Consider the following 23252-nt stretch of genomic DNA (forward strand, 5'->3'; position numbering starts at 1 on the left):
GCATCGCGGGAACCCGCTGTCTGCCGTCGGCAGAAGCGCGTGCCGGGCGGCCGAATCTGCGCCTACGGTCACCGTATGACACATGCTGTGGTGCTCGGAGCGACGGGACAGATCGGACGGGTGGCCGTGGGTGCGCTGGCCCGGGACGGCTGGGAGGTGACGGCCGTCTCGCGGGGCGGCGACCGGGACGCGGGCTGGCCCGAGGACGTGCGTGTGGCGCGGGCCGACCGGGAGGACGACGCGGCCCTGTCGGCGGCGGTCGGCGACGGCTGTGACGTACTGGTGGACATGGTGGCCTTCGGGGAGGGCCACGCGCGGCAACTGGTGTCGCTCGCGGGGCGGGTCGGCTCCGCCGTGGTGATCTCCAGCGTGTCGGTCTACGAGGACGACAAGGGCCGCAACTTCGACACGCAGGCCGAACCGGACGGCTTCCCCCGGTACCCGGTGCCGGTGACCGAGGAGCAGCGCACGGTCCGTCCGGGCGACACCTCGTACAGCACCCGCAAGGCGGCGCTGGAGCGGGAGCTCCTCGCGGCGGGCGACCGGCTGCCGGTCACGGTGCTGCGCGCGGGCGCGGTCCACGGGCCGTACTGCCGCACCCCGCGCGAGCTGTACTTCGTGAAGCGCGACCTCGACGGACGGCGGCGGCGCGTCCTGTCCCACGGCGGGGCGAGCCGCTTCCACCCGGCGAGCGTGCACAACATCGCCGAGCTGATCCGGCTGGCCGCGCCGCGCCCCGGAACCCGCGTCCTGAACGCCGTGGACCCCGACGCGCCGACGGTGGCCGAGATCGCGGCGGCGATCGACGCGGTGATGGGCGTGGAGACCGAGGACGTCCTGCTGGACGGCCCGCCGGCGGCGGACGGTGTGGGTGACACGCCGTGGACGGTGCCCGCGCCGGTCGTGTGCGACATGACCGAGGCGCGGCGGCAGCTGGGCTACCGCCCGGTGGTCCGGTACGCCGAGACCCTCCCGGAGACGGTCGCCTTCATCGAGGAGCAACTGGCCGGACGGGACTGGCGGGAGGCGTTCCCCAAGATGTTCCGGAACTACGGCGACATCTTCGACTACGCGGCGGAGGACACCTGGCTGGCGGCGCGGCAGGACTGACGCGACGGGGGAGGGGCGGCCGGTCCGGCCGCCCCTCCCCCGTCGCGCGTCGTGTTCCTTACGGCTTGGGCGTGGCGTGCGGGGCGCAGGTCACGTCCCTGGCGTCCAGCTTCCCGGTGAGCAGGTAGGTGTCCACCCGGTCGTTGATGCACGGGTTGACCAGCCCGGTCACACCGTGCGAGCCGGCGTCCCGCTCGGTGATCAGGCGCGATCCCTCGAACCGCTTGTGCAGTTCGACGGCGCCCGCGTACGGGGTGGCCGCGTCCCGCTCGGACTGGACGATCAGCACCGGCGGGAGTCCCTTGCCGGTCTTGACGTTCACCGGGGTGTGCTGCTTGACCGGCCAGGTGGCGCACGGCAGGTTCATCCAGGCGTTGGCCCAGGTCATGAACGGGTGGTCGCGGTGCAGCCGGGTGTTGTCCCGGTCCCACTTGCGCCAGTTGGTGGGCCACTTGGCGTCGGCGCACTCGACGGCGGTGTAGACGGCGTTGCCGTTCTCCGCGGCGGCGTTGCCCGCGGTGTCGGACGGGTCGGGGGAGGCGGCGTCGATCAGGGCCTGGGTGTCGCCCGCGACGTACTTGCTGAAGATCGTCGCGACCGGCACCCACGCCGAGTCGTAGTACGGGGCGCTCTGGAAGAAGGAGATCAGCTCGGCCGGGCCGACGACGCCGCCGAGGGGCTCCTTCTCGGCGGTGGCGCGCAGCTTCAGCCACTGCTCCTGGACCTCGGCGCGGGTGTCGCCGAGGTGGAAGGCCGCGTCGTTCTCGGCGACCCAGTCCTGCCAGTCCTTCCAGCGCTTCTCGAAGGCGACGTCCTGGTCGAGGTTGGCCTGGTACCAGATCTTGTCGCGGGACGGGTTGACGACGCTGTCGACGACCATGCGGCGCACGTGGTCCGGGAAGAGCGTGCCGTAGACCGCGCCGAGGTAGGTCCCGTAGGAGACGCCGAGGTAGTTGAGCTTCTTCTCGCCGAGCGCGGCGCGGACGACGTCGAGGTCGCGTGCGGTGTTCGGCGTGGTCATGTGCGGCAGCATCCAGCCGCTGCGCTCGTAGCAGCCCTCGGCGTACTCGCGGGCGAGCTTGCGCTGGGCGCGCTTGTCGGCCTCGGAGTCGGGCACGGGGTCCATCTTGGGCGCCTTGACGAACTCCTGCGGGTCGACGCAGGAGATGGGCGTGGACTTGCCGACGCCGCGCGGGTCGAAGCCGACGAAGTCGTAGGCCTCGGCCGTCTTCGCCCACACCTTGCTCTTGCCGGTCACGCGGGCCGGGAAGCGCAGACCGGAGCCGCCGGGACCGCCGGGGTTGTAGATGAGCGCGCCCTGCCGCTCGGCCTTCGTGCCGGTGTTGCCGATGCGGTCGACGGCGATCTCGATCTGCCTGCCGAACGGCTTGGCGTAGTCGAGCGGCACCGTGACGTACCCGCACTGGATCGGCTTCGGCAGGTTCCAGTCGGCCGGGCAGTCCTGCCAGTCGACACCTGCCCTCGCGGCGCGGGCCGCGGCGAGGGCGGTGCCCCAGGCCTCACGGTCCCAGCCCTTCCCGTGTCCCTGGCCGGCGGACGGAGCGGCGCTCGCGGCGGGCGCCGCGAGGGCGCCGGCTATCAGCGTGGCGGTGACGAGCGCTCCGGCCGAACCGAGCGCCGCCGTCCTCCGCCCCAGTCTGCTCTTCCTCAAGTGGACCTCCCCGTACGTGTTCGCGACAAGTACGGGGATCCTCGCGGCTGTACGTTCCCTGAGAACAGACTCAGTACTAGTTCTTTGCCAATCCGATAAACGGATATGAATGTTCGGTCACCGGGCCTCAGCCCAGCGAGGCCAGCCCTTCCTCCAGCAGCCGCCTGAGCCGCAGTCCGTCCGGCGCCACGGCCGTCACCAGCGCGGCGGGCCCGGCGAGCGGCATCACTGCCGCCCCCTGCGCGAAGGCGTGCGCCCGCGCCGGCTCGGCAGCGAACTCCGGCCGTACGACGACCAGCTGACCGACGGCACGGCGCCCCGCCAGCCCGGCCGGTCCGTCCCAGCCGCCCGGGGCGCCGGGCCCGCAGGCCAGCTCCTGGTCGAGTACGCACCGGCCGGCGACCCGTACGGTGAGACGGCTGCCGAGCCGTCCGGGTTCCTCGCCGGACCGCCCGAGCACCTGTTCCTCGCGCAGCAGCAGCCGTCCGCCGGCGGCGATGTCCACGCGGGTGGCGACGGCCAGCTCGCTGCCCCGTGCGGAGATCAACTGCTCGGGCAGCCAGCGCAGCTCGGCATTCTCCCCGACGGTGAGCCGTACGTCGTACCGGGCACCGGCCTTGTCCTGGCCCGGCAGTGCGAGGGTGGCGGCGGCCGAGCCGACCCGGAGCCGGGCGCCCGGGGCAGCCTCGGCGGCCACCTCGAAGTGGTCGCCGCCGAGCGGCCCGCTCATCGCGCCGACCAGCATGACGTGGGCCTCGGCGCCGCTCCCCCGGGTCCGCCGCACCGCGAGCGGCCCCTCGCCCTCCAGGACGGGCAGGACGGTGCCGCCCCGCCCGTCGCCCCGGGCGAGGATGCGCGCCCGCGCCCGGACGCCGCCCGGGGTGGTCACGCGGTCCACGCGGCGATCCGGCCCCGTACCCAGCCGGCGACGTCACGGACACCGTCCGCACCGCGCAGCGACTGGAGGATCACCGGCAGTTCACCGCGCTGCGCCTTCGCGTCGGCCGCCATCCGGGCGAGGTCGGAGCCGACGTACGGCGCGAGGTCGGTCTTGTTGACGATCAGCAGGTCGGCGGTGCTGACACCGGGCCCGCCCTTGCGCGGGATGTCGTCGCCGCCGGCCACGTCGATCACGAAGATCTGGGCGTCGACGAGGCCCTTGGAGAAGGTGGCGGTGAGATTGTCGCCGCCGGACTCGACCAGGACCAGGTCCAGCGGGCCGACCTCCTCCTCCAGGTCCTCCACCGCTTCGAGGTTGGCGGAGATGTCGTCCCGGATCGCGGTGTGCGGGCAGGCGCCGGTCTCGACGGCGCTGATCCGCTCCGGCGGCAGCACGGCCTCGCGGAGCAGGAACTCGGCGTCCTCGCGGGTGTAGATGTCGTTGGTGACGACGGCGAGGGACAGCTCCTCGCGCAGCGCCCGGCAGAGCGCGGCGACGGTCGCGGTCTTGCCCGACCCGACCGGCCCGCCGAGCCCGATCCGCAGGGCCCGGCGGCTCCCGTCGGCCCGGTGGGCGTCGGCGGAGACGGCGGGGGTGGCGTGGTGATCACCAAGATGCACGATTACGGCTCCTATGAAATCTGAGGCCGGCCGATCCAGCCCGTCCGGCGTTTGAGGACGAGGCCGTTCAGGCCGACGGGGGGTCCAGGGGGCGGAGCCCCCTGGGGTAGGGAAGGGAAGGGGCGGCGGGGGCGAAGAAGCCGCCTCTACGAGGCGAACAACCGCACAGCCCAAGCGGCATGCGCCTCCGCCCCGGCCTCCAGCAGCGGCGCGGACCGCGCGGGCAGCACGTCGACCCCTTCGGTCACGGCCGCCCGCCCCGCCTCCACGGCGTCCCGCGCCACCCGGTCGAGGTCGGGCGCGAGCCGCGCGAGTACGCCGGTCGCGTCGAACGGGTCGAGGGAGAGCAGCCGTACGACGGCCGTCGCCGGCCCGCTCACTCCCTCGTAGGCGGAGCAGTACCCCGCGTCCAGCGGCCCGAGCCCGGCCGCGCGGGCCGTCAGCCCGAGGACGACGGGCTGGTGGGCGCCCTTGGGGAACCTCCGCGCCAGCGCGTCGAGTTCCGGATGCGGCCAGGTGGTGCGAGCGGCCCGCATCAGCTGCCGCCCGAGTCTGCGCGCCGCCACCCGCAGGGCGGGCGACGGTGTGCGGGCGTCCGCGGCGAGGTCGAGTTCGCCGGGGTCGACGCCGAGGGACGCGGCCGCCGCGAGCGATGCCGCGACGGCCCCGCTCGTGTGCAGCCGCCCCCGGCAGAACTCCTCCAGGCTCGCGGCGTCGGTGATGTGTCCCGCCCGGACGGCGGCCTCCGCCCCGCCGGAGTGGGCGTGCCCTCCGGCGGGGAAGCGACCGTCCGCGAGGACGAGCAGTGCTGCGCGGCTCATGTCGCCGCTCAGAAGAGGAAGTACCGCTGCGCGAGCGGCAGTTCGGCGACGGGTGCGGGTTCGACGAGCTCGCCGTCGATGGTCACCGCGAAGGAGTCCGCGGCGACCTCGACGCGCGGCAGGGCGTCGTTCTGCCGCATGTCCGCCTTGGTGCGGCCCCGGGTGGACCGGATGGGTACCAGCTCCCGTCCGATGCCCAGGCGGTCCGGCAGTCCGTCCTCGATGGCCGCCTCGGCCACGAAGGCCACCGAGTTGGCGGCCGGCGCCGTGCCCTGCGCCCCGAACATGGGGCGCGGCAGGATCGGCTGCGGGGTCGGGATGGAGGCGTTGGCGTCGCCCACCTGTGCGTACGCGATCTGCCCGCCCTTGAGCACCAGCTGCGGCTTCGCGCCGAAGAACCTCGGCTCCCACAGCACCAGGTCGGCCAGCTTGCCGGTCTCCACGGAGCCGACCTCGTGCTCGATGCCCTGGGCCACGGCGGGGTTGATGGTGTACTTGGCGACATATCGACGCGCGCGCAGGTTGTCGGCGCGGCTGTCACCCGGCAGGAAGCCTCGCCGCCGCTTCATCACGTGCGCCGTCTGCCAGGTGCGCAGGATCACCTCGCCGATGCGGCCCATGGCCTGGGCGTCCGACGACATGATGGAGATCGCCCCCATGTCGTGCAGGACGTCCTCGGCCGCGATGGTGGTGGGCCGGATGCGGGACTCGGCGAAGGCCAGGTCCTCGGGGACCGCCGGGTTCAGGTGGTGGCAGACCATCAGCATGTCGAGGTGTTCCTCGACGGTGTTGACGGTGTGCGGCCGGGTCGGATTGGTGGACGCCGGCAGCATGTTGGGCAGCGACACCGCCGTGATCATGTCAGGTGCGTGGCCGCCGCCGGCCCCCTCGACGTGGAAGGCGTGCAGGGTGCGGCCCGCGACCGCGTCGAAGGTGTCGCCGACGAAGCCCGCCTCGTTCAGGGTGTCGGTGTGGACGGCGAGCTGGACGCCGGACTCCTCGCACACGTCCAGGCAGGCGGAGATCACCGCCGGAGTCGCGCCCCAGTCCTCGTGGATCTTGAAGCCGAGGATGCCGGCGCGCAGTTGGTCGCGCATGGACTCCTTGGACATGGTGCTGCCCTTGCCCAGGAAGCCGATGTTGACGGGGCTGGACTCCAGGGCGGCGAACATCCGCGCGAGGTGCCAGGAGCCGGGGGTGACGGTCGTCGCCTTGCTGCCCTCGGCGGGGCCCGTGCCGCCGCCGATGAGCGTGGTGATGCCGGAGGCGAGCGCCTCGTCGACGGCGACCGGCGAGATGAAGTGGACGTGCGTGTCGATGCCGCCCGCGGTGACGATCTTGCCGTTGCCCGCGATGACCTCCGTCTCGGGGCCGATGACGAGGTCGGGGTGGACGCCGTCCATGGTTTCGGGGTTGCCGGCCTTGCCGATGCCGGTGATCCGGCCGTCGCGGATGCCGATGTCGGCCTTGACGACGCCCCAGTGGTCGATGATCACGGCGCCGGTGACAACGGTGTCGGGGGCGCCGTCGGCGCGGGTGGCACGGGACTGGCCCATGGACTCGCGCAGCACCTTGCCGCCGCCGAACACGGCCTCGTCGCCGGAGCGGCCGGGGCCGCCGGAGCGGTCCTCCTCGATCTCGACGAGGAGGTCGGTGTCGGCCAGGCGGACGCGGTCGCCGGTGGTCGGGCCGAACAGGTCGGCGTAGGCGGTACGGGAAAGCTCAGGCATCGAGGGCACCTCCGGTCTCGCCGCGCAGTCCCGGGACGACGCGGACGCCGGCGAGGGGCACGAGCTCCACGTCGACCGGGATGCCGGGCTCGAAGCGGACGGCGGTGCCGGCGGCGATGTTCAGCCGCTTGCCGCGGGCCGCGGCGCGGTCGAAGCCGAGACCGGGGTTGGCCTCGGCGAAGTGGTAGTGGGAGCCGACCTGGACGGGCCGGTCGGCGGTGTTGAGCACGGTCAGGCGGACGCTCGGGCGTCCCTCGTTGAACGCGACCGGCTCGTCGGCGAAGAGGATCTCTCCGGGAATCATGGCTGCCGTCCCCGTCAGATGATCGGATCGTGGACGGTGACCAGCTTGGTGCCGTCGGGGAAAGTGGCTTCGACCTGCACGTCGTGGATCATCTCGGGGATCCCGTCCATGACCTCGTCGCGCTGGATCAGCTTGCGTCCGGAGGCCATGAGTTCACCGACCGTGCGGCCGTCCCGGGCACCTTCGAGGATGTGCGAGGTGATCAGGGCGACCACCTCGGGATGGTTGAGTTTCACGCCTCGTGCGCGGCGCTTCTCGGCCACGTCCGCGGCCACATGGATGAGCAGTCTCTCCTGCTCGTGCGGGGTCAGTTGCATTTACCACCTCACAGGGCATGACGCCAGGACCGGACGTCCGGCTGCCGCGTCCACCGCGACGGCTCTAGATGTAACACACATGAATGCGCTGGAATGCACACGCCGGTGTTCAAAAACCGCAGGTGGATCGGGGTGGAGAGTAGGGCTAGAGTGTTTCTGCCGCGTCACGCTTTCTTGACCGACTGATTACCGGTGCCGTCGGTGGTCTCTCGCATGCTCAACAGCCCTCGCACGCCTGCCTGGAGAGCCTCCGGGGAGAAGCTGCCGAACAGCGCGTACTGGGCCCCGAAGCCCTGGACCGTCGCCATCAGCGTCCGGGCCACGGCGTCCGGGTCGACGTCGTCGCGCATCATGCCCGCTTCCTGGTAGCGGACGACGACCTTGGCCCAGGACGCGAGGACCTTGGCGAAGCCCTCGTCCAGCAGGGCGGAGAGCGTCTCGTTGCGCAGCGTCTCGGTCCAGGCCTGGATCATGAGGCGCGGGAACAGCCACCGACCGTCGTCCGTCAGCGCCGGCCGCTCCCGCGCCATGTGCGCCAGGGTGCGGGCGATGAGCTCGTCGGGCATGGCCGGCGGGTCCTCCTGCGCCGCCCGCTCGTACACGTCCCGGATGGCGCCCAGCACCTCGGCGACGATGGCCTCGATCAACTCCTCCTTGCCGCTGAAGTAGCGGTAGACGGCTCCCGCCGAGAGGTCGACCTCCTTCAGCACGTCCTGCATCGACGTGGCGTGGAAGCCGTTGCGGGCGAAGCAGAGCGCGGCGCCGTCGAGGATCTGCCGGCGGCGGGCGTCGAGGTGTTCCTGGGATACGCGAGCCATGACACCCAACTTAAAACGAACGTTCCTTCTTGACAAGAAGGCCCGACGGTCGCACGGTGGAGACACAGTCAAAACGAACGATCCTTCTTTTTGAGGAGTCCTCATGGACACGCGTCGACTGATCGCCGTGATCGTCCTGGTCCCCGTGCTGGTCTCCCTGGCCCTGTGGGCCTTCGCGTGGCCGGCCTCCCGTACGGCACCGCGCGATCTGCCACTCGGCGTGGCGGGGCCGCCCGCCGCGGTCGCGCAGGTCGAGCAGCGGCTCGCCCAGCGCGAGGGCGCCTTCGAGCTCCACCGCTATGCCGACGAGGCCGCGGCCCGCGACGCCGTCGAGGACCGGACCGTGTACGGCGCGGTGGTGACCGACGGCGACGGCGTGAAGCTGCTCACCGCGTCCGCCGCGAGTCCGGCCGTCGCGCAGTCGCTGCGGCAGGCGGTGACCGAGCAGGCGTCCGCCACGGGGGCCGCCGTCCAGGTCGCCGACGTGGTGCCCGCACCCGGCGCGGATCCGCGCGGCGCGGCACTGAGCGCGAGTGTGCTGCCGCTGGCGCTGGCCGGGATCGCGACCGGCGCGGTGGCGACCCTGCTGGGGCTGCGGGGCCTGCGCGCGGCCCTGGCACTGGTCGGCGCGGCGGCCCTGACCGGACTGGTCGCGGCGGCGATCGCGCACAGCTGGCTCGGGGCGGTCACCGGTGACTGGTGGACCGTGGCCGGGGTGTTCGTGCTGTCGACCCTGGCTGTGGGCGCGGGCGTCGCCGGACTGGCGGCACTGCTCGGCCGCGCGGGTCTCGCGCTGGGCGGAGCGGTGATGATGCTCCTGGGCAACCCCTTCTCGGCGGCTTCCTCGGCGCCGGAGATGCTGCCGGAGCCGGCCGGGGCGATCGGGCAGTGGCTGCCGCCGGGTGCGGGCGCCTCGCTGCTGCGCTCGGTGTCGTTCTTCGACGGCGCGGCGGCCACCGGCCCCGCGCTGACCCTCGCCTGGTGGGCGCTGCTGGGCCTGGGGGCGGTCCTGGTGGGCGGTGCCCTGCGGCGGCGCACCCGCGGTGCGACCCCGGCACGGGACCAGGCGCCGGCGCCGGCCCCCGTCTCCTGAGACGCCGGGCCACCCGCCGGCCGCGCACGTCCCGCACCACGACCGGATCGTGCCCGGCGCGAGGTGAGCCGCCGATGCTGCCACCGGAACCGCCTGCGCTGCCCGCCCTCACCCGCGCCGAGGGAGAGCTGATCGACCGTTACCTGGACGTCCTGAACCTGCTCGGCCGCATCAACCCGGCGCTGGACGGCGAGACCTACCGCGCTGCGCGCCGCCCAGGCGCTGGTGGGCAAGGCGAGCGCCCTGCGCGACGCGCTCGCGGTCATGCACCGGGGGGGGCGGGGCGGAACGGCGTACGGCATGGGTCAGCCTTCCGCCGGCTCACGGCAGTTGAGGAACGCGGCGTCGAAACGGACCAAACGGCGTACCCCCTTTCGGCGTAGGAACACCTCGGATTTCCGGGCCTCCGGGGTTGCGCGGGCCGCGTGCCCCGGCGCCGGAAGGACTCACTCCGCCGCTGGTCCCGGCTTCGTCACCACGCTGGACGAGGAGCCGAACGGAGCGCCGCCCACCCGAACGGATGAGTGGTGAGTAACAACACAAAGGGCACGTTCCGTTGGGATTTTCCCACCGGGCGGGACAAGATCCGTGACTGACGACAAGCCCCCGCCGCAGCGGCGGGGCGGTCCGGGCGGACGCCGAGTCCTGCCGCCGTCCGGACGACCGGTCGACAGGAGTGGATCGGCAGGAGTGGAGGACCCGAGCACGACGGGTCGCCGGTACGGCCGTCTCCGGGAGGAGGACGCCGCGCCGAGCAGCCCTTGGGGTGAAGCCGCACCCGTGCGGCCGGGCAACTTCGCCAGCCCGAATCCGACAGGTCATCCTTCACAGGCGGCTGACGAAGGGTTGCGCATGTCTGCGCTCAATCGAGTCCCGTCGCTGATGGCCCGTGCCGGTACGGCCTCCGCTCTCACCCTCGCCGCCGTGGGCGGCTCCGTCGTGGTTCCCGGCGTCGCCTCCGAGGCGGCCGCGGCGAGCCACGCCACCAAGGCGCTCAAGATCGCGGCTTCCAAGAAGGGTTCACCGTACAAATGGGGTGCCGTCGGCCCACACAGGTTCGACTGCTCGGGGCTGACGCTGTATTCGTTCAAGAAGGCCGGCAAGAAGCTGCCGCGCACGGCGGCCCAGCAGTACAACAAGACCAGGCATGTCTCGGCCAAGAACCGCAAGGCCGGTGACCTGGTCTTCTTCCATTCGGGCCGCAGTGTCTACCACGTCGGCATCTACGCCGGTAAGGGCAAGATCTGGCACGCCCCGAAGACCGGGGACGTGGTGCGCCTGCAGAAGATCTGGACCGGCAGCGTCTGGTACGGCCGGGTCAAGTAGCCCGCCCGGGACGGGTGACGGTGTACTGATCCGCCGTCACCCGTCCCGGGTGCCGGATGCGCGCGGTGCCGGATGTCCGCGTCACCGCCGGGGTTGCTCCTGGGTGCCCGTGCCCTGTCCCGCGACCGCGGCCGGTTCGGGCGCGACCGCGCGGTCCGGCGGCGTCCAGGGAAGTTCGATGGAGATGGTCTTGCCCCCCTCCCGCGTGGGGCGCACCCTCAGCTTGCCGCCGCACTCCGCCGTCAGCCAGCGAATGATCACCATGCCCCGGCCGTTGTCCTGCTGGACGGCGGCCGGCAGGCGTTTGGGGAAGCGCGGATGGCTGTCGGTGACGCCGATGCGCAGCCGCTCGTCGCGGTCGAGCGCCAGGTCCACCGTGAAGGTGGGCGACTGGCCGAAGGTGTGCTGGACCGCGTTGGTCGCCAGCTCCGAGACGATGAGCCGGACGGTCTCGGACACCTCCGCCTCCGCCGGCAGGCCCCACTCCGCCAGTGTGCCGACCACGTAGGTCCGCGCGGCGGCCACCGAGGCCGGATCGCTCGGCAGAGTGACGGATGCTTCCAGATGGTCTGCCATGGCGACGTCGTCCCTTTCCCACGGGACCGCAGCCCGACACGGAGCGGATGGTTCGAGTACGGTCCCGGACTGGTGCTTCGCCGTCAGAGTGCCATCACCGGGGCGGTGATGAGCGGCGATCCACCAAGATATGCATATATCTGTCGCTCGATGCGGTGAACTCTGCGACGGCAGAGCGTATTCGGGCGACTCATAGGGAGTAGAGGAGTGGCCCATGCAGCACGGTCCCGTGGTGCGCCGTCGGAAGCTGGGCGCCGAACTGCGCGCCCTGCGCACGTCGGCGGGGATCACCAGCGGTGAGGCGGCCCGCCTCGTGGGCTGGCACCAGTCGAAGGTCAGCCGGATCGAGACCGGCACGAGCGGGGCGAAACCGGCCGACGTGCGGTTACTGCTGGACGCCTACGGCGTGGACGACGCCCAGCTGCGGGAACTGCTGGTGGTGCTGGCCGGCACCGACGGGCAGGGCGGCGGCCGGAACGACTGGTGGCACGCTTATCGCGGAGTACTCCCGCCGACCTACCGGGACTTCATCAGCCTGGAGTCCCAGGCGAGCGCGATGCGCACCCTGGAGACCACGGTGGTCCCCGGCCTGCTGCAGACGCCGGAGTACGCCCGCGCGGTGACGCGCGCCGCGGCGGACGGACTGCCGGAGGAACGGCTGGACACGTTGGTGGAGGTCCGGCTGGCCCGGCAGGACGTGCTGCGGGCCGAGCCGCCGCTCCGGCTGAGCGCGGTCCTGGACGAGGCGGTGCTGCGCCGCGAGGTCGGCGGACCGGGTGTCATGGCCCGTCAGCTGGAGCGGCTGGTCGAGGCCGCGCGCCTGCCCCATGTCCGGCTCCGGGTACTGCCGTTCGCCGCCGGGGCGCACATCGGTGTCACCGGCCCTTTCGTAATCTTCTCTTTTTCGAGCACTTCTGATCTCGACGTGGTTGTTCTCGACCACTTGACGAGTAGCCTGCATCTCGAACGGAAAGAAGACCTAGAGGCCTACACCGAGGCCTTCAACGCCCTTCTGGTTCATGCCCTTTCGCCCGAGGACTCGTTGGACTTCATCGCCGCGACCGCGGCGGGCGCGTAAGGAGGCACCATGTCAGGCACCACGTCAGGAACCGCGACGGCACGTGTGCGGAACATCCCCGTCAGTACCGAGTTGCCCGGCGCGCGCTGGCTGCGCAGCAGCTACAGCACCGGGGCGAACAACTGTGTGGAGACGGCCCGGCCGTCGGCCGGCCCCTGGGCCGGACTGCTCGCCGTGCGCGACTCCAAGGACCCGGCCGGACCCGCGCTGCTCTTCTCCCCCGGGAGCTGGGCGTCGTTCACCGCCTCGGTCCACCGCCACTGATCCGGTCGGTCGTCGGTCGGCGCACGGCCGTGTCACGCCGACTCATGGTCGCGTTCCGCCGATGACCCGTACAGCGCGTTCGATCTGTTCCCCGGAGAGGTCCGCACGAGCGGTCAGCCTGAGCCGTGAGACGCCGTCGGGCACGGAAGGAGGACGGAAGCAGCCCACGGCCAGGCCGGCCGCACGGCAGTCGGCCGCCCACCGTACGGCCCCCTCCGGGGAGGGGGCGCGCACCGAGACGACCGCGGCGTCCGGACGTACCGCGGAATGCCCCTCTGCGGTCAGGCGTGCGTGCAGTCCGGCCGCCACCGCCCGCGCCCGCGCCGCCCGTTCGGGCTCGCGGCGCAGCAGCGTCAGCGCCGCCAGCGCCCCGCCCGCCGCCGCGGGGGCGAGACCGGTGTCGAAGATGAACGTCCTGGCCGCGTTGACCAGATGCTCGATCACCCGGGCGGGCCCGAGCACGGCACCGCCCTGACTGCCGAGCGACTTGGAGAGCGTCACCGTCACGACGACGTCGTCGGCGCCCGCGAGGCCCGCCGCGTGCGCGGCGCCCCGGCCGCCCTCGCCGAGGACACCGAGACCGTGCGCGTCGTCGACGACCAGCCCGGCCCCGTACTCGCGGCAGGCCCCGGCGAGCGCGGCCAGTGGCGCCGCGTCACCGTCGACCGAGAAGACCGTGTCGGACACCGTGACCGCGGGACCGTCGTGCGTCGCCAGCGCCTTGCGCACGGCGTCCGGGTCGGCGTGTCCCACGACCTGGGTCGTGCCGCGCGCCAGGCGGCAGCCGTCGATCAGGGAGGCGTGGTTGCCCGCGTCGGAGACGACGAGGGAGCCGTGCGGGGCCAGGGCGGTGACCGCGGCGAGGTTGGCCGCGTAGCCGGAGGAGAAGACGAGGGCGGCCTCGAAGCCGCAGAAGTCGGCCAGTTCGCGTTCGAGTTCGGCGTGCAGTTCGGTCGTGCCGGTCACCAGCCGGGAGCCCGTCGCGCCGGCGCCCCAGCTCCGCGCGGCCCGCGCCGCCCCCTCGGTGACCTCCGGGTGCCGGGCCAGTCCGAGGTAGTCGTTGCTCGCCAGGTCCAGCAGCGGCGAGTCGGCCGGACGGGGGCGCAGAATCCGGACGAGGCCCGCCCGGCGACGCGCCCGGGCCTGCTCGTCGATCCAGCCGAACGCCATGGGTGAGCCCTCCGGGGTTTTGTAGGCAATGGACAGACGATAGCCGTACCGCCACCCCCGCGAGGTGTGGCAATACCCACACGGTGATCTGTCAGTGTTGTGCAAACTCTCCTTGGCCCCGGGCGGCCCCTTAGGACAGGATCGGCTCTCATGGACCTGCTGAACACGCTGGTGGACAAGGGGCTTCGGCGCGAGACGCCGACCCGCGAGGAGGCCCTTGCCGTCCTCGCCACTTCCGACGACGACCTGCTCGATGTGGTGGCCGCGGCCGGCAAGGTGCGCCGGCACTGGTTCGGACGGCGGGTGAAACTCAACTACCTCGTCAACCTCAAGTCGGGTCTGTGCCCCGAGGACTGCTCCTACTGCTCGCAGCGGCTCGGCTCCAAGGCCGAGATCCTCAAGTACACCTGGCTCAAGCCCGACCAGGCCTCGCAGGCCGCCGCGGCGGGCGTGGCCGGGGGCGCCAAGCGGGTGTGCCTGGTGGCCAGCGGACGCGGGCCGACCGACCGGGACGTGGACCGGGTCTCGGACACCATCAAGGCCATCAAGGAGCAGAACGAGGCCGTCGAGGTGTGCGCGTGCCTCGGCCTGCTCTCCGACGGCCAGGCGGAGCGGCTTCGCGAGGCCGGCGCCGACGCCTACAACCACAACCTGAACACGTCCGAGGCGACGTACGGGGACATCACGACCACGCACACGTACGCCGACCGGGTGGACACGGTCAACAAGGCGCACGCCGCCGGGCTGTCCGCCTGCTCCGGGCTGATCGCGGGCATGGGCGAGAGCGACGAGGACCTGGTCGACGTGGTCTTCTCGCTGCGCGAGCTCGACCCCGACTCGGTACCGGTCAACTTCCTGATCCCGATGGAGGGCACGCCGCTCGCCAAGGAGTGGCACCTCACCCCGCAGCGGTGCCTGCGCATCCTGGCGATGACGCGGTTCGTCTGCCCGGACGTCGAGGTGCGCATCGCGGGCGGGCGCGAGGTCCACCTGCGCACGATGCAGCCGCTGGCCCTGAACCTGGCCAACTCCATTTTCCTCGGCGACTACCTCACCAGCGAGGGGCAGGCCGGCCATGCCGACCTGGAGATGATCGCGGACGCCGGGTTCGAGGTGGAGGGCGCCGGCGAGGTGACGCTGCCGGAGCACCGGGTCGCGGACCGGGGCGGGTGCGGGTCGCACGGGGAGGGCGGGGGCTGCGGGTCCTCGCACGAGGGCGGCGGTGTCTGCGGGTCCGTCCCGGCCGAGGGCGCCGGCGGCTGCGGTGCCGCCGTGCCCGCCGAACCCGCCGTCGCGGGCGAACCGCGTACGGACCTGGTCGCCGTACGCCGTCGTGGTGCCGGAACGGATCTCGCGCCCAATGCCTGAGCCCGCACTGACCGTGGACGAACTGCTGGCGCTCGACCGGCGGCACGTCTGGCATCCGTACGGTCCCATGCCCGGCCGGCAGGACCCGCTCGTCGTGGAGTCGGCGAGCGGGGTGCGGCTGCGGCCGGCCGACGGCTCGGGCGAGCTGGTCGACGGGATGTCGTCCTGGTGGTCGGCGATCCACGGCTACAACCACCCGGTCCTGAACGAGGCCGCGCGCGAGCAGCTGGAGCGGATGAGCCACGTGATGTTCGGCGGGCTCACGCACGAGCCCGCCGTGCGGCTGGCGAAGCTCCTTGTCGACATGTCGCCCGAGGGTCTGGAGCACGTCTTCCTCGCCGACTCCGGATCGGTGTCGGTCGAGGTGGCCGTCAAGATGTGCCTGCAGTACTGGCGCTCGCTGGGCCGCCCGGCCAAGCGCCGCCTGCTGACCTGGCGCGGCGGCTATCACGGCGACACCTGGCAGCCCATGTCGGTGTGCGACCCCGAGGGCGGCATGCACGAGCTGTGGCAGGGCGCCCTGCCGCGCCAGGTCTTCGCGGACGCGCCGCCGGCGGAGTACGAGGAGACGTACGCGGATCACCTGCGCGCGTCGATCGAGCGGCACGCCGACGAGCTGGCCGCGGTGATCGTGGAGCCGGTGGTGCAGGGCGCGGGCGGGATGCGCTTCCACTCCCCCGCGTATCTGCGGGTGCTGCGCGAGGCGTGCGACGCGCACGGCGTGCTGCTGGTCTTCGACGAGATCGCGACCGGGTTCGGGCGCACGGGCGCGTTGTTCGCGGCGGAGCACGCGGCGGTGACGCCGGACGTGATGTGCGTGGGCAAGGCGCTGACCGGCGGTTATCTGACGATGGCGGCCACGCTGTGCACGTCGCGGGTGGCCGAGGGGATCTCGCGGGGCGAGGTGCCGGTGCTGGCCCACGGGCCGACGTTCATGGGCAATCCGCTGGCGGCGGCCGTGGCGTGCGCGTCGATCGGGCTGCTGCTCGGCCAGGACTGGCTCGCGGAGGTCAAGCGGATCGAGGCGGGCCTGCGGGACGGTCTGGCGCCCGCCGCCGCGCTGCCGGGCGTGACGGACGTACGCGTCCTCGGGGCGATCGGTGTGGTCCAGCTCGACCACGCCGTCGACATGCGGGCGGCGACGGCTGCGGCGGTGCGCGAGGGCGTGTGGCTGCGGCCGTTCCGCGACCTGATCTACACCATGCCTCCGTACGTCACGGGCGACGCGGACGTGGCACGGATCGCCCGCGCGGTGTGCGCGGCGGCACGGGAGGGATGACATGCCGGTACTGGTGATCACGGGAACGGGCACGGAGATCGGCAAGACGGTCGTGACCGCGGCCGTCGCCGCGACGGCGCTGGCGGCCGGGCGGTCGGTGGCCGTGCTGAAGGCCGCGCAGACGGGCGTACGGCCGGACGAGCCCGGGGACGCGCAGGAGGTCGCGCGCCTCGCGGGCGCCGTGACGGCGGCGGAGGTCGCCCGCTATCCGGAGCCGCTGGCACCGGCCACGGCGGCGCGCCGGGCCGGCCGGGCGCCCGTGCGCCCGCACGAGGTGGCCGAGGCGGCGGGCAAGCTGGCCACCGAGCACGACCTGGTGCTGGTCGAGGGTGCGGGCGGGCTGCTCGTACGCTTCGACGCGGCCGGCGGGACGCTGGCGGACGTCGCCGGTCTGCTGGACGCGCCGGTGCTGCTGGTGGCCTCGGCCGGGCTGGGCACGCTGAACACCACGGAGCTGACCGCGCGTGAGCTGCGCTCCCGTGGCCTGGAGCTGCCGGGCGTGGTGATCGGCAGCTGGCCCGGGGCGCCGGACCTGGCCGCACGCTGCAACCTGGCCGACCTCCCCGACGTGGCCGGCGCGCCGCTCCTGGGCGCCGTTCCCGCCGGCGCGGCGGCCCTCCCCCCGCCCGCCTTCCGGTCGGCGGCACCGCACTGGCTGGCACCACGGTTGCAGGGCACGTGGGACGCGCAGGCGTTCGGGCGCCGGGAGGCTCCCTGACCCGCGAGGTCACCGTGCCCGGCGCGGCGCGCCGGCGGGGCTCGCCGGGCGGAGGCCGCGACGGCAGGCTCGCGGGGGGCGCCGTGGCGGGCGGCGGCGGAACCCGTCGTCCGCGCGGCGGCGCACGAAGGCGAAACCGCAAGGCTCAGCGCGGGGCCGGCCCCGCACCGACCGGCTTGGCAAGCGCGAACGGAACCCACCGCGCCCGCGACGCGGCACGCGAAGGCGGAACCCGCGCGGCGGCGCGTGGAGCGACACCCGCACGGTGACGCCCAGGCCCCAACGGCGGAGCCCTTCGGCACGCACGGGCAGAACCCGCCGCCCGCGCGGTGGGTGCGGGGCGTGGGTGCGGGGGACAATCGCGGTAAGGCACCACCTCGTGAGGGAGGTCCCATGCCAGTGCGATCCGCCCGTTCCCGCGCGGTGCCGCGGGACGCCGTGCACCATCCGCTGTTCGCCCGCTACTACGCCCGGTTCAGCGTGAGCGCCGAGACCCGGATGGGCATGGGCCGCGTGCGCGAGCGGCTGCTCGCCGGGCTGTCCGGGCGGGTGATCGAGGTCGGCGCGGGCAACGGGCTGAACTTCGCCCACTACCCGGGCACCGTCTCCGAGGTCGTCGCCGTCGAACCGGAGCGCGTGCTGCGGCGGTTGGCCGTGGAGGCGGCGCTGCGCGCCCAGGTGCCGGTGGACGTGGCACCGGGCGCCGCGGAGGCGCTGCCGGTCAAGAGCGAGGCGTTCGACGCGGCCGTGGTGTCGCTGGTGCTGTGCAGTGTCCGCGACGTGCCACGCGCGCTGAGTGAACTGAGGCGGGTGCTGCGGCCCGGCGGCGAGGTGCGGTTCTTCGAGCACGGCCGGGGCGGCGGCCGGGTGATGACCTTCACCCAGCGCGCGCTGGACCGGACGCTGTGGCCCCCGCTCAGCGGCGGCTGTCACCTGTCCCGCGAGCCGATCACCGCGCTGCGGGAGGCCGGGTTCACGCTGGGGCCCTACCGGCGGACCATGATGCCGGAACACGGTCCGGCGCTGCCGAGTTCGTACTGCGTGCTCGGCACGGCGTGGCGTCCGCCCGGCGACGGGGCGTAGTCACGCGGTCCACCGGCGCAGCTCGTCCGCGATGTCGTCGACCGACGCGTCACCGTTCTTGACGAGCAGGGCCAGGTCCCGCACCTGCTCGGCCGTGGTGACGATCCGGACCCCGCTGGCGACCAGGTAGGCGTAGGCGACCGCGGAGGCGAACAGGGCGTTGGAGCGTTCCAGGGCGGGGACGTGGATGAGCAGCTGGAGCAGCGCGGCCGCGCGGGCGTGCGGGCCGTCGTAGACGGGGGTGTCGAATATCTCGGCCCGGTGGCGGGCGACCGCCGCGACGAGGGCGCCCCAGTCGGTGACCTGGGGGTCTCCGGGGGTGCGCTGTTCGGCGAGCATCAGCAGCCAGGCGAGGTCGATCGTGAGGTCGTTCATCCGTGTGCGTGCGACGGCTCAGCGGCGGCCCTGGCCCTCGCCGACCTCTTCCGCGAACACCTTCTCGTACTGCCGCATGAAGTCGGCGGCCGCGTCCACGAAGGTGCGGCCGGCCTCGCCGGTGTCCTGCCGGACCAGTTCCTCGATGTAGCGGTTGACGCTCATCCCCCGTGCCACGGCCCGCTCCCGGGCGGCCCGGGCGGTGCCCTCGTCCACCCGCACGTTCAGCTGGGCCTTCCTGCTCTTCGCCATACCTCGAAGCTAGCGCCGGAACGCTAGCAGTGGCAAGGGCGGCGCGGCGCCACCCGCGGCGCATCAGCGTGCGCTGGCGCCCGTCACCCCTGGGTGATTGACTGCCGTGACCCGAACTTCCGTCCGTGCGAGGAGAGTTCATGTCGCGTCCGTACCGCTTCGGTGTCAACCTGACGGTCCCCGCCCCGGCCGCGGAGTGGAGCGCGAAGTGCCGGCGGGCCGAGGAACTGGGGTACGACGTCATCCAGGTCCCGGACCACCTCGGCATGGTGGCACCGTTCCCGGCGCTCGTCGCGGCGGCCCGGGCCACCGACCGCCCCAGGCTGGGGACCTTCGTGCTCAACGCCGCCTTCTGGAACCCCGCCCTGCTGGCGCGGGAGGTGGCCACCACGGACGCCCTGACGGGCGGACGCCTGGAGCTCGGGCTGGGCACCGGCTACGTGCGGGCGGAGCACGACACGGCCGGGCTGCCGTTCGGCTCGCCGGGCGAGCGGGTGGACCACCTGCGGCGCACCGTCGAGGAGCTGGAACGGCTGCTCGGCGACGAGGAGCACCTGCCGCGCCCGGCACAGCGGCCCGGGGTGCCGCTGCTGATCGGCGGCAACGGCGACCGGATGCTGGAGCTGACGGCCCGGCACGCCGACATCGCGGCGTTCACGGGCGGGCGTACGGTGCGGGGCAGTACGACGGGGCAGCTGGCCCCGGTCACCGCCGACGAGCTCGACGAGCGCGTCGCCCGGTACCGGGAGTTCGCGGCGGACCGCGCGCAGCCGGCCGAGCTGAACCTGCTCATCCAGATGGTCGTCGTGACCGAGGACCGCGAGGCCGCCGTACAGCCGTTCCTCGAGTACCTGCCGGACCTGACCACGGACCAGGTGCTGGAGCTGCCCGTCTTCCTGGCGGGCACCGTCGAGGAGATCACCGCGCGTGTGCGGGCGCAGCGGGAGCGGTACGGGTTCACCTACCTGTCGGTGCTGGAGCCGTACATGGAGGCCTTCGCCCCGGTGATGCGGGCGCTGCGCGGCGACTGACGCTCCCGGGGACCTGGGCAGCCCCGGGACGCAGACGGTCCCGGCCGTCCGCATGCCGGAATTCGCACGTGAACGCGCGCCGTGCGTGGTGGGATCGCGTTATGACCGACCTGCGCATACGGGCCGCCGGGCCCGAGGACCTGGACGTCGTGCTGGCCTTCTGGAAGACGGCCGCCGAGGGGACGAGCATCAGCGACGACCGGGAGGGAGTGGAGCGGCTCGTCGCCCGCGATCCCGAAGCGCTGATCCTGGCCGAGCGGGACGGGGACCTGGTGGGCACGGTGATCGCCGGCTTCGACGGCTGGCGCTGTCATCTGTACCGGCTGGCCGTGCACCCCGGCCACCGGCGCCAGGGGATCGCCTCGGCCCTGCTGGCCGCCGCGGAGGAACGGTTCGTACGGCTCGGCGGGCGCCGCGGGGACGCGATGGTGCTGCGGCGCAACGAGCGGGCGCAGCATGCCTGGCGGGCCGCCGGGTACGCGCCCGAGGAACAGTGGCGTCGCTGGGTGAAGCCCCTCACCGGCTCCGTCACCGACTGAAAGGCTGTGACCGACGGCGCATGAGCGAGCCCCCATCGGCGACACCCCGGTCGGCGCCTCCGCCGTTGCCTCCGTCGGCGCACGACATCGCGCGGACTCCGGCGGCCTGGCCGATCATGGATCCGAGGTGACCCGATGACGGAAGTGCTCCTGCTGCTGGTGGCGGTCCTGCTCTCGCTCATGTGCGGCGCCTTCGTCGCGGCCGAGTTCTCACTGACCACCGTGGAGCGCGGTGAACTGGAGCGGGCCGCCGGGCGGGGCGAGCGGGGCGCGACGAGCGCGCTGAAGGCCGTACGAAACCTGACGTTCCAGCTTTCGGGGGCACAGCTCGGGATCACCGTGACCAACCTGGTGGTCGGCATGCTCGCCGAGCCCTCGGTCGCCGCGCTGATCTCGGGTCCGCTTCAGAGCGCGGGGATGTCGGGCTCGGCGGCCTCCTCGCTGGCGCTGGTGCTGGGCACCGCCCTGTCGACGGTCTCCCTGATGATCGTCGGGGAGCTGGTGCCGAAGAACTGGGCGATCTCCTCCCCGCTGGCGGTCGCGAAGCGGGTGGGAGGCCCGCAACGCTGGTTCAGCGCGGCGTTCCGGCCCTTCATCACCCACCTGAACAACACGGCCAACCGGCTCGTGCGCCGGTTCGGCGTCGAGCCCGCCGAGGAGCTGGCGTCCGCCCGGAGCCCGCAAGAACTGGCGGCGCTCGCCCGGCACTCGGCCAAGGAGGGCGCGCTGGAGGCCGACACCGCCGAGCTGTTCGTACGGACGCTGAACCTGGCCGACCTGACGGCGCAGAACGTGATGACCCCGCGCGTCCAGGTCGTCGCCCTCGACGCCCGGGCGACCTGCGAGGACGTGGCGAACGCGACGCGGGCCACCGGGCTGTCCCGGTTCCCCGTCTACCGGGACACCCTCGACGCCGTGGTGGGGACCGCGCACGTCAAGGACGTACTCGCGGTACCCGCCGAGCGGCGGGCGGGGCTGCCGGTCGCCGAGCTGATGCGCGAGCCGCTGCTGGTCCCCGAGTCGCTGACCGTCGACCGGCTGCTGGACCGGCTCTCCGGGCGGCGCACGATGGCCGTCGTGATCGACGAGTACGGCGGGACGGCGGGCGTGGCGACGCTGGAGGACATCGTCGAGGAGGTCGTCGGCGAGGTGCGGGACGAGCACGATCCGCACGAGACGCCCGAGCTGGACCCGGCCGGCAGCGACGAGCAGGGCCGCGCGCTGTACCGGGCCGACGGCGCGGCACGCGTGGACCGGCTCGCACGTCTGGGGCTCAAGGTGCCCGAGGGGCCCTACGAGACGGTCGCCGGGCTGGTCGCGGCGGAGCTGGGCCGTATCCCCGCCGTCGGCGACAGCCTGGAGGTCGCGGGCTGGCGGCTGGACGTCGTGGACGCCACGGGACGCAGGGCGGCCCGCGTGCTGCTGCACGCGCCGCTCGCCGACGCGCGCGCCGCCGACGACGACAAGAGCGCCGATGAAGGGGAGGCCGGGCGGTGACGGCCGTACAGCTGCTGATCGGTCTGGCGACGCTCGTCGTCAACGCGTTCTTCGTCGGCGCCGAGTTCGCCCTGATCTCCGTGCGCCGCAGTCAGGTCGAGCCGTACGCCGAGGAGGGCGACCGGCGGGCGAGGAGCGTGCTGTGGGGTCTGGAGCACGTGTCGGCGCTGATGGCGGCGGCCCAGCTCGGCATCACGCTGTGCACGCTGGTCCTCGGCGTGGTCGCGGAACCGGCGATCGCGCACCTGCTGGAACCGGTGTTCCACGCGGTGGGCGTGCCCTCCGGCGCGGGGCACGCGGTGTCGTTCGTGATCGCCCTCGCGCTGGCGACGTACCTGCACATGCTGCTCGGCGAGATGCTCCCGAAGAACATCGCCCTGGCCGAGCCGGTGCGCAGCGCGCTGCTGCTCGGGCCCCCGCTGGTGGCACTGTCCCGGGCGCTGCGCCCGGTGATCTTCACGATCAACGCCTTCGCGAACGCGCTGCTCAAGCTGCTCAGGGTGGAGACGAAGGACGAGGTCTCGGCGACCTTCACGGACGCGGAACTGGCCGAGATCGTCAAGGACGCCGGCGAGGCCGGGCTGATCGACGACCGGGCCCAGGAGCGGCTGCACGACGCGCTGGAGCTGGGCCGGCGTCCGGTGCGGGACGTGGTGCTGCCGCTGGAACGGGTCGTCCACGCGCGCGTGGGCATCACCGCGGAGCAGTTGGAGCGGCTGTCGGCGCAGTCCGGGTTCTCCCGCTTCCCCGTCGTCGACGACGGGCGGCGCATCGTCGGCTACCTGCACGTGAAGGACGCCTTGGACGCCTCGCCGCGGGACCTGCCGTTCCGGCTCGGCGACATGCGGCCCATCGCGCGGGTGCGGGAGAGCACCCCGCTGGACGACGTGCTCACTGCGATGCGCCGCAGCCGCACCCATCTGGCGGCCGTCCTCGGGTCCGACGGGCGGCTGGCGGGGCTGGTGACCATGGAGGACGTCCTGAGGGAGCTGTTCGGGCAGCGGACCTGAACTCGGGGGCCGGCGCACGTGGCCGGACCGGCGGAGCCGCGGCCGCTGCCCGACCGGCGGAGAGGGGGGCCCGCAGCCGGAGCGGCGGAAGGCCCGCCGGACCACGGCCCTCCGATCGGTCCGGCGGAACGCCGGCCGGGCCAGCGAACGTAAGTACGCGCTGTCCGGTGGGACGGGCTCGTGGCCGCACCCGTCGCCCGCACGGCGGCGGAGCCGGTCGTCGGAGAGGGACGGGAGCGCCTTCCGAGGGCGGCGGGAGCG

The 23252-nt window shown here is 73.1% G+C and carries 25 protein-coding genes, 1 pseudogene and 1 riboswitch; of the genes and pseudogenes, 14 read left to right on the plus strand and 12 right to left on the minus strand.

Annotated features, from left to right (window positions below; translation table 11 throughout):
• Positions 1-75: 75 nt before the first annotated feature.
• The gene (locus AMK11_RS30495) at positions 76-1110 is read left to right on the plus strand and encodes an NAD-dependent epimerase/dehydratase family protein (protein WP_198941497.1); all 1035 of its coding nucleotides are present in this window, start codon (positions 76-78) and stop codon (positions 1108-1110) included.
• Between the two features lie 58 nt (positions 1111-1168).
• On the opposite strand, the gene AMK11_RS30500 is transcribed toward AMK11_RS30495, so the two are convergent.
• The 8 genes from AMK11_RS30500 to AMK11_RS30535 all read right to left on the minus strand — a co-directional run bounded on the left by AMK11_RS30500 (position 1169) and on the right by AMK11_RS30535 (position 8332).
• Entirely contained in the window at positions 1169-2782 is a 1614-nt protein-coding gene (locus tag AMK11_RS30500) for an alpha/beta hydrolase (protein ID WP_073731329.1), read from the minus strand.
• Positions 2783-2909: 127 nt separating this feature from the next.
• The gene (locus AMK11_RS30505; protein WP_073731330.1) at positions 2910-3680 is read right to left on the minus strand and encodes an urease accessory protein UreD; all 771 of its coding nucleotides are present in this window, start codon (positions 3678-3680) and stop codon (positions 2910-2912) included.
• The gene (ureG, locus tag AMK11_RS30510; RefSeq protein WP_073731331.1) at positions 3668-4342 is read right to left on the minus strand and encodes an urease accessory protein UreG; all 675 of its coding nucleotides are present in this window, start codon (positions 4340-4342) and stop codon (positions 3668-3670) included. The genes AMK11_RS30505 and ureG overlap by 13 nt, the downstream gene beginning before the upstream one ends.
• 146 nt (positions 4343-4488) lie before the next feature.
• Positions 4489-5163: an urease accessory protein UreF gene (locus tag AMK11_RS30515; protein WP_073731332.1), complete on the minus strand. Its 675-nt coding sequence runs from the start codon at positions 5161-5163 to the stop codon at positions 4489-4491.
• Between the two features lie 8 nt (positions 5164-5171).
• On the minus strand, positions 5172-6893 hold the full coding sequence (locus AMK11_RS30520) for an urease subunit alpha (RefSeq protein WP_073731333.1): 1722 nt from the start codon (positions 6891-6893) through the stop codon (positions 5172-5174).
• Complete coding sequence (locus AMK11_RS30525; protein WP_073731334.1) at positions 6886-7197, minus strand: urease subunit beta; 312 nt, start codon at positions 7195-7197, stop codon at positions 6886-6888. Before AMK11_RS30525 ends, AMK11_RS30520 begins: the two co-directional genes overlap by 8 nt.
• 14 nt (positions 7198-7211) lie before the next feature.
• Positions 7212-7514, minus strand: a complete 303-nt coding sequence (locus AMK11_RS30530; protein WP_073731335.1) for an urease subunit gamma — start codon at positions 7512-7514, stop codon at positions 7212-7214.
• A 164-nt stretch (positions 7515-7678) separates the two neighbouring features.
• Positions 7679-8332, minus strand: coding sequence for a TetR/AcrR family transcriptional regulator (locus AMK11_RS30535; RefSeq protein ID WP_073731336.1), 654 nt, complete (start codon positions 8330-8332; stop codon positions 7679-7681).
• Positions 8333-8435: 103 nt separating this feature from the next.
• On the opposite strand from AMK11_RS30535, the gene AMK11_RS30540 reads away from it, so the two are divergent.
• From AMK11_RS30540 to AMK11_RS30550, 3 genes and pseudogenes are all read left to right on the plus strand, one after another.
• Positions 8436-9425, plus strand: a complete 990-nt coding sequence (locus tag AMK11_RS30540) for an ABC transporter permease (RefSeq protein ID WP_073731337.1) — start codon at positions 8436-8438, stop codon at positions 9423-9425.
• 74 nt (positions 9426-9499) lie between these two features.
• Positions 9500-9759, plus strand: a pseudogene (locus AMK11_RS38810) (hypothetical protein).
• Positions 9760-10129: 370 nt separating this feature from the next.
• A riboswitch (cyclic di-AMP (ydaO/yuaA leader) is annotated at positions 10130-10274 on the plus strand.
• A 3-nt stretch (positions 10275-10277) separates the two neighbouring features.
• Positions 10278-10751, plus strand: coding sequence for a C40 family peptidase (locus tag AMK11_RS30550; RefSeq protein ID WP_073731338.1), 474 nt, complete (start codon positions 10278-10280; stop codon positions 10749-10751).
• An 81-nt stretch (positions 10752-10832) separates the two neighbouring features.
• Here AMK11_RS30550 and AMK11_RS30555 read toward each other — a convergent pair whose 3' ends face one another.
• Positions 10833-11327, minus strand: coding sequence for an ATP-binding protein (locus AMK11_RS30555; RefSeq protein WP_073731339.1), 495 nt, complete (start codon positions 11325-11327; stop codon positions 10833-10835).
• A gap of 214 nt (positions 11328-11541) precedes the next feature.
• Between AMK11_RS30555 and AMK11_RS30560 the strand changes: the two genes are divergently transcribed.
• Together AMK11_RS30560 and AMK11_RS30565 are read left to right on the plus strand one after the other, a co-directional pair.
• The gene (locus AMK11_RS30560; RefSeq protein ID WP_073731340.1) at positions 11542-12405 is read left to right on the plus strand and encodes a helix-turn-helix domain-containing protein; all 864 of its coding nucleotides are present in this window, start codon (positions 11542-11544) and stop codon (positions 12403-12405) included.
• Between the two features lie 9 nt (positions 12406-12414).
• A complete protein-coding gene (locus AMK11_RS30565; protein ID WP_073731341.1) occupies positions 12415-12669 on the plus strand; it encodes a DUF397 domain-containing protein in 255 nt (84 codons plus the stop codon).
• Between the two features lie 42 nt (positions 12670-12711).
• Here the strand turns inward: AMK11_RS30565 and AMK11_RS30570 are convergent, their stop codons facing one another.
• A complete protein-coding gene (locus tag AMK11_RS30570) occupies positions 12712-13839 on the minus strand; it encodes an 8-amino-7-oxononanoate synthase (protein WP_073731342.1) in 1128 nt (375 codons plus the stop codon).
• 150 nt (positions 13840-13989) lie between these two features.
• Here AMK11_RS30570 and bioB point away from each other — a divergent pair, with 150 nt between their 5' ends.
• The 4 genes from bioB (at position 13990) to AMK11_RS30590 (ending at position 18287) form a co-directional block, all read left to right on the plus strand.
• Positions 13990-15207 (plus strand): biotin synthase BioB, encoded by a 1218-nt coding sequence (bioB, locus tag AMK11_RS30575; protein ID WP_073731343.1) that lies wholly within the window; start codon positions 13990-13992, stop codon positions 15205-15207.
• On the plus strand, positions 15200-16486 hold the full coding sequence (locus AMK11_RS30580) for an adenosylmethionine--8-amino-7-oxononanoate transaminase (RefSeq protein WP_073731344.1): 1287 nt from the start codon (positions 15200-15202) through the stop codon (positions 16484-16486). The genes bioB and AMK11_RS30580 overlap by 8 nt, the downstream gene beginning before the upstream one ends.
• Before the next feature lies 1 nt (position 16487).
• Positions 16488-17204, plus strand: a complete 717-nt coding sequence (bioD, locus tag AMK11_RS30585; protein WP_073731345.1) for a dethiobiotin synthase — start codon at positions 16488-16490, stop codon at positions 17202-17204.
• A 393-nt stretch (positions 17205-17597) separates the two neighbouring features.
• Positions 17598-18287, plus strand: a complete 690-nt coding sequence (locus tag AMK11_RS30590) for a class I SAM-dependent methyltransferase (RefSeq protein ID WP_073731346.1) — start codon at positions 17598-17600, stop codon at positions 18285-18287.
• On the opposite strand, the gene AMK11_RS30595 is transcribed toward AMK11_RS30590, so the two are convergent.
• Together AMK11_RS30595 and AMK11_RS30600 are read right to left on the minus strand one after the other, a co-directional pair.
• Positions 18288-18662 (minus strand): fic family toxin-antitoxin system, toxin component, encoded by a 375-nt coding sequence (locus tag AMK11_RS30595; protein ID WP_073731347.1) that lies wholly within the window; start codon positions 18660-18662, stop codon positions 18288-18290. It abuts the gene before it with no gap.
• Positions 18663-18680: 18 nt separating this feature from the next.
• Positions 18681-18914 carry a toxin-antitoxin system, antitoxin component gene (locus AMK11_RS30600; RefSeq protein ID WP_073731348.1) on the minus strand — a complete coding sequence of 78 codons (234 nt, stop codon included), beginning with the start codon at positions 18912-18914 and terminating at the stop codon, positions 18681-18683.
• A gap of 140 nt (positions 18915-19054) precedes the next feature.
• Here AMK11_RS30600 and AMK11_RS30605 point away from each other — a divergent pair, with 140 nt between their 5' ends.
• The 4 genes from AMK11_RS30605 (at position 19055) to AMK11_RS30620 (ending at position 22991) form a co-directional block, all read left to right on the plus strand.
• Positions 19055-19945, plus strand: a complete 891-nt coding sequence (locus AMK11_RS30605; RefSeq protein WP_073731349.1) for an LLM class F420-dependent oxidoreductase — start codon at positions 19055-19057, stop codon at positions 19943-19945.
• A gap of 101 nt (positions 19946-20046) precedes the next feature.
• Positions 20047-20484 (plus strand): GNAT family N-acetyltransferase, encoded by a 438-nt coding sequence (locus AMK11_RS30610; RefSeq protein ID WP_073731350.1) that lies wholly within the window; start codon positions 20047-20049, stop codon positions 20482-20484.
• Positions 20485-20619: 135 nt separating this feature from the next.
• Positions 20620-21981 carry a hemolysin family protein gene (locus AMK11_RS30615; protein ID WP_073731351.1) on the plus strand — a complete coding sequence of 454 codons (1362 nt, stop codon included), beginning with the start codon at positions 20620-20622 and terminating at the stop codon, positions 21979-21981.
• Positions 21978-22991 carry a hemolysin family protein gene (locus AMK11_RS30620; protein ID WP_073731352.1) on the plus strand — a complete coding sequence of 338 codons (1014 nt, stop codon included), beginning with the start codon at positions 21978-21980 and terminating at the stop codon, positions 22989-22991. The genes AMK11_RS30615 and AMK11_RS30620 overlap by 4 nt, the downstream gene beginning before the upstream one ends.
• Positions 22992-23252 lie beyond the last annotated feature (261 nt).

The organism is Streptomyces sp. CB02414, assembly GCF_001905385.1.
GTDB lineage: Bacteria > Actinomycetota > Actinomycetes > Streptomycetales > Streptomycetaceae > Streptomyces.

What these genes read in the sequence shown, in the direction of transcription:
- AMK11_RS30530 (WP_073731335.1), bottom strand. Translation starts at nt 7,514, where the DNA reads ATGCAACTGACCCCGCACGAGCAGGAGAGACTGCTCATCCATGTGGCC.
- AMK11_RS30550 (WP_073731338.1), top strand. Translation starts at nt 10,278, where the DNA reads ATGTCTGCGCTCAATCGAGTCCCGTCGCTGATGGCCCGTGCCGGTACG.
- AMK11_RS30600 (WP_073731348.1), bottom strand. Translation starts at nt 18,914, where the DNA reads ATGGCGAAGAGCAGGAAGGCCCAGCTGAACGTGCGGGTGGACGAGGGC.
- bioD (WP_073731345.1), top strand. Translation starts at nt 16,488, where the DNA reads ATGCCGGTACTGGTGATCACGGGAACGGGCACGGAGATCGGCAAGACG.
- AMK11_RS30525 (WP_073731334.1), bottom strand. Translation starts at nt 7,197, where the DNA reads ATGATTCCCGGAGAGATCCTCTTCGCCGACGAGCCGGTCGCGTTCAAC.
- AMK11_RS30555 (WP_073731339.1), bottom strand. Translation starts at nt 11,327, where the DNA reads ATGGCAGACCATCTGGAAGCATCCGTCACTCTGCCGAGCGATCCGGCC.
- AMK11_RS30535 (WP_073731336.1), bottom strand. Translation starts at nt 8,332, where the DNA reads ATGGCTCGCGTATCCCAGGAACACCTCGACGCCCGCCGCCGGCAGATC.
- AMK11_RS30610 (WP_073731350.1), top strand. Translation starts at nt 20,047, where the DNA reads ATGACCGACCTGCGCATACGGGCCGCCGGGCCCGAGGACCTGGACGTC.
- AMK11_RS30495 (WP_198941497.1), top strand. Translation starts at nt 76, where the DNA reads ATGACACATGCTGTGGTGCTCGGAGCGACGGGACAGATCGGACGGGTG.
- bioB (WP_073731343.1), top strand. Translation starts at nt 13,990, where the DNA reads ATGGACCTGCTGAACACGCTGGTGGACAAGGGGCTTCGGCGCGAGACG.
- AMK11_RS30590 (WP_073731346.1), top strand. Translation starts at nt 17,598, where the DNA reads ATGCCAGTGCGATCCGCCCGTTCCCGCGCGGTGCCGCGGGACGCCGTG.
- AMK11_RS30595 (WP_073731347.1), bottom strand. Translation starts at nt 18,662, where the DNA reads ATGAACGACCTCACGATCGACCTCGCCTGGCTGCTGATGCTCGCCGAA.
- AMK11_RS30515 (WP_073731332.1), bottom strand. Translation starts at nt 5,163, where the DNA reads ATGAGCCGCGCAGCACTGCTCGTCCTCGCGGACGGTCGCTTCCCCGCC.
- AMK11_RS30540 (WP_073731337.1), top strand. Translation starts at nt 8,436, where the DNA reads ATGGACACGCGTCGACTGATCGCCGTGATCGTCCTGGTCCCCGTGCTG.
- AMK11_RS30520 (WP_073731333.1), bottom strand. Translation starts at nt 6,893, where the DNA reads ATGCCTGAGCTTTCCCGTACCGCCTACGCCGACCTGTTCGGCCCGACC.
- AMK11_RS30580 (WP_073731344.1), top strand. Translation starts at nt 15,200, where the DNA reads ATGCCTGAGCCCGCACTGACCGTGGACGAACTGCTGGCGCTCGACCGG.
- AMK11_RS30565 (WP_073731341.1), top strand. Translation starts at nt 12,415, where the DNA reads ATGTCAGGCACCACGTCAGGAACCGCGACGGCACGTGTGCGGAACATC.
- AMK11_RS30570 (WP_073731342.1), bottom strand. Translation starts at nt 13,839, where the DNA reads ATGGCGTTCGGCTGGATCGACGAGCAGGCCCGGGCGCGTCGCCGGGCG.
- AMK11_RS30605 (WP_073731349.1), top strand. Translation starts at nt 19,055, where the DNA reads ATGTCGCGTCCGTACCGCTTCGGTGTCAACCTGACGGTCCCCGCCCCG.
- AMK11_RS30560 (WP_073731340.1), top strand. Translation starts at nt 11,542, where the DNA reads ATGCAGCACGGTCCCGTGGTGCGCCGTCGGAAGCTGGGCGCCGAACTG.
- AMK11_RS30615 (WP_073731351.1), top strand. Translation starts at nt 20,620, where the DNA reads ATGACGGAAGTGCTCCTGCTGCTGGTGGCGGTCCTGCTCTCGCTCATG.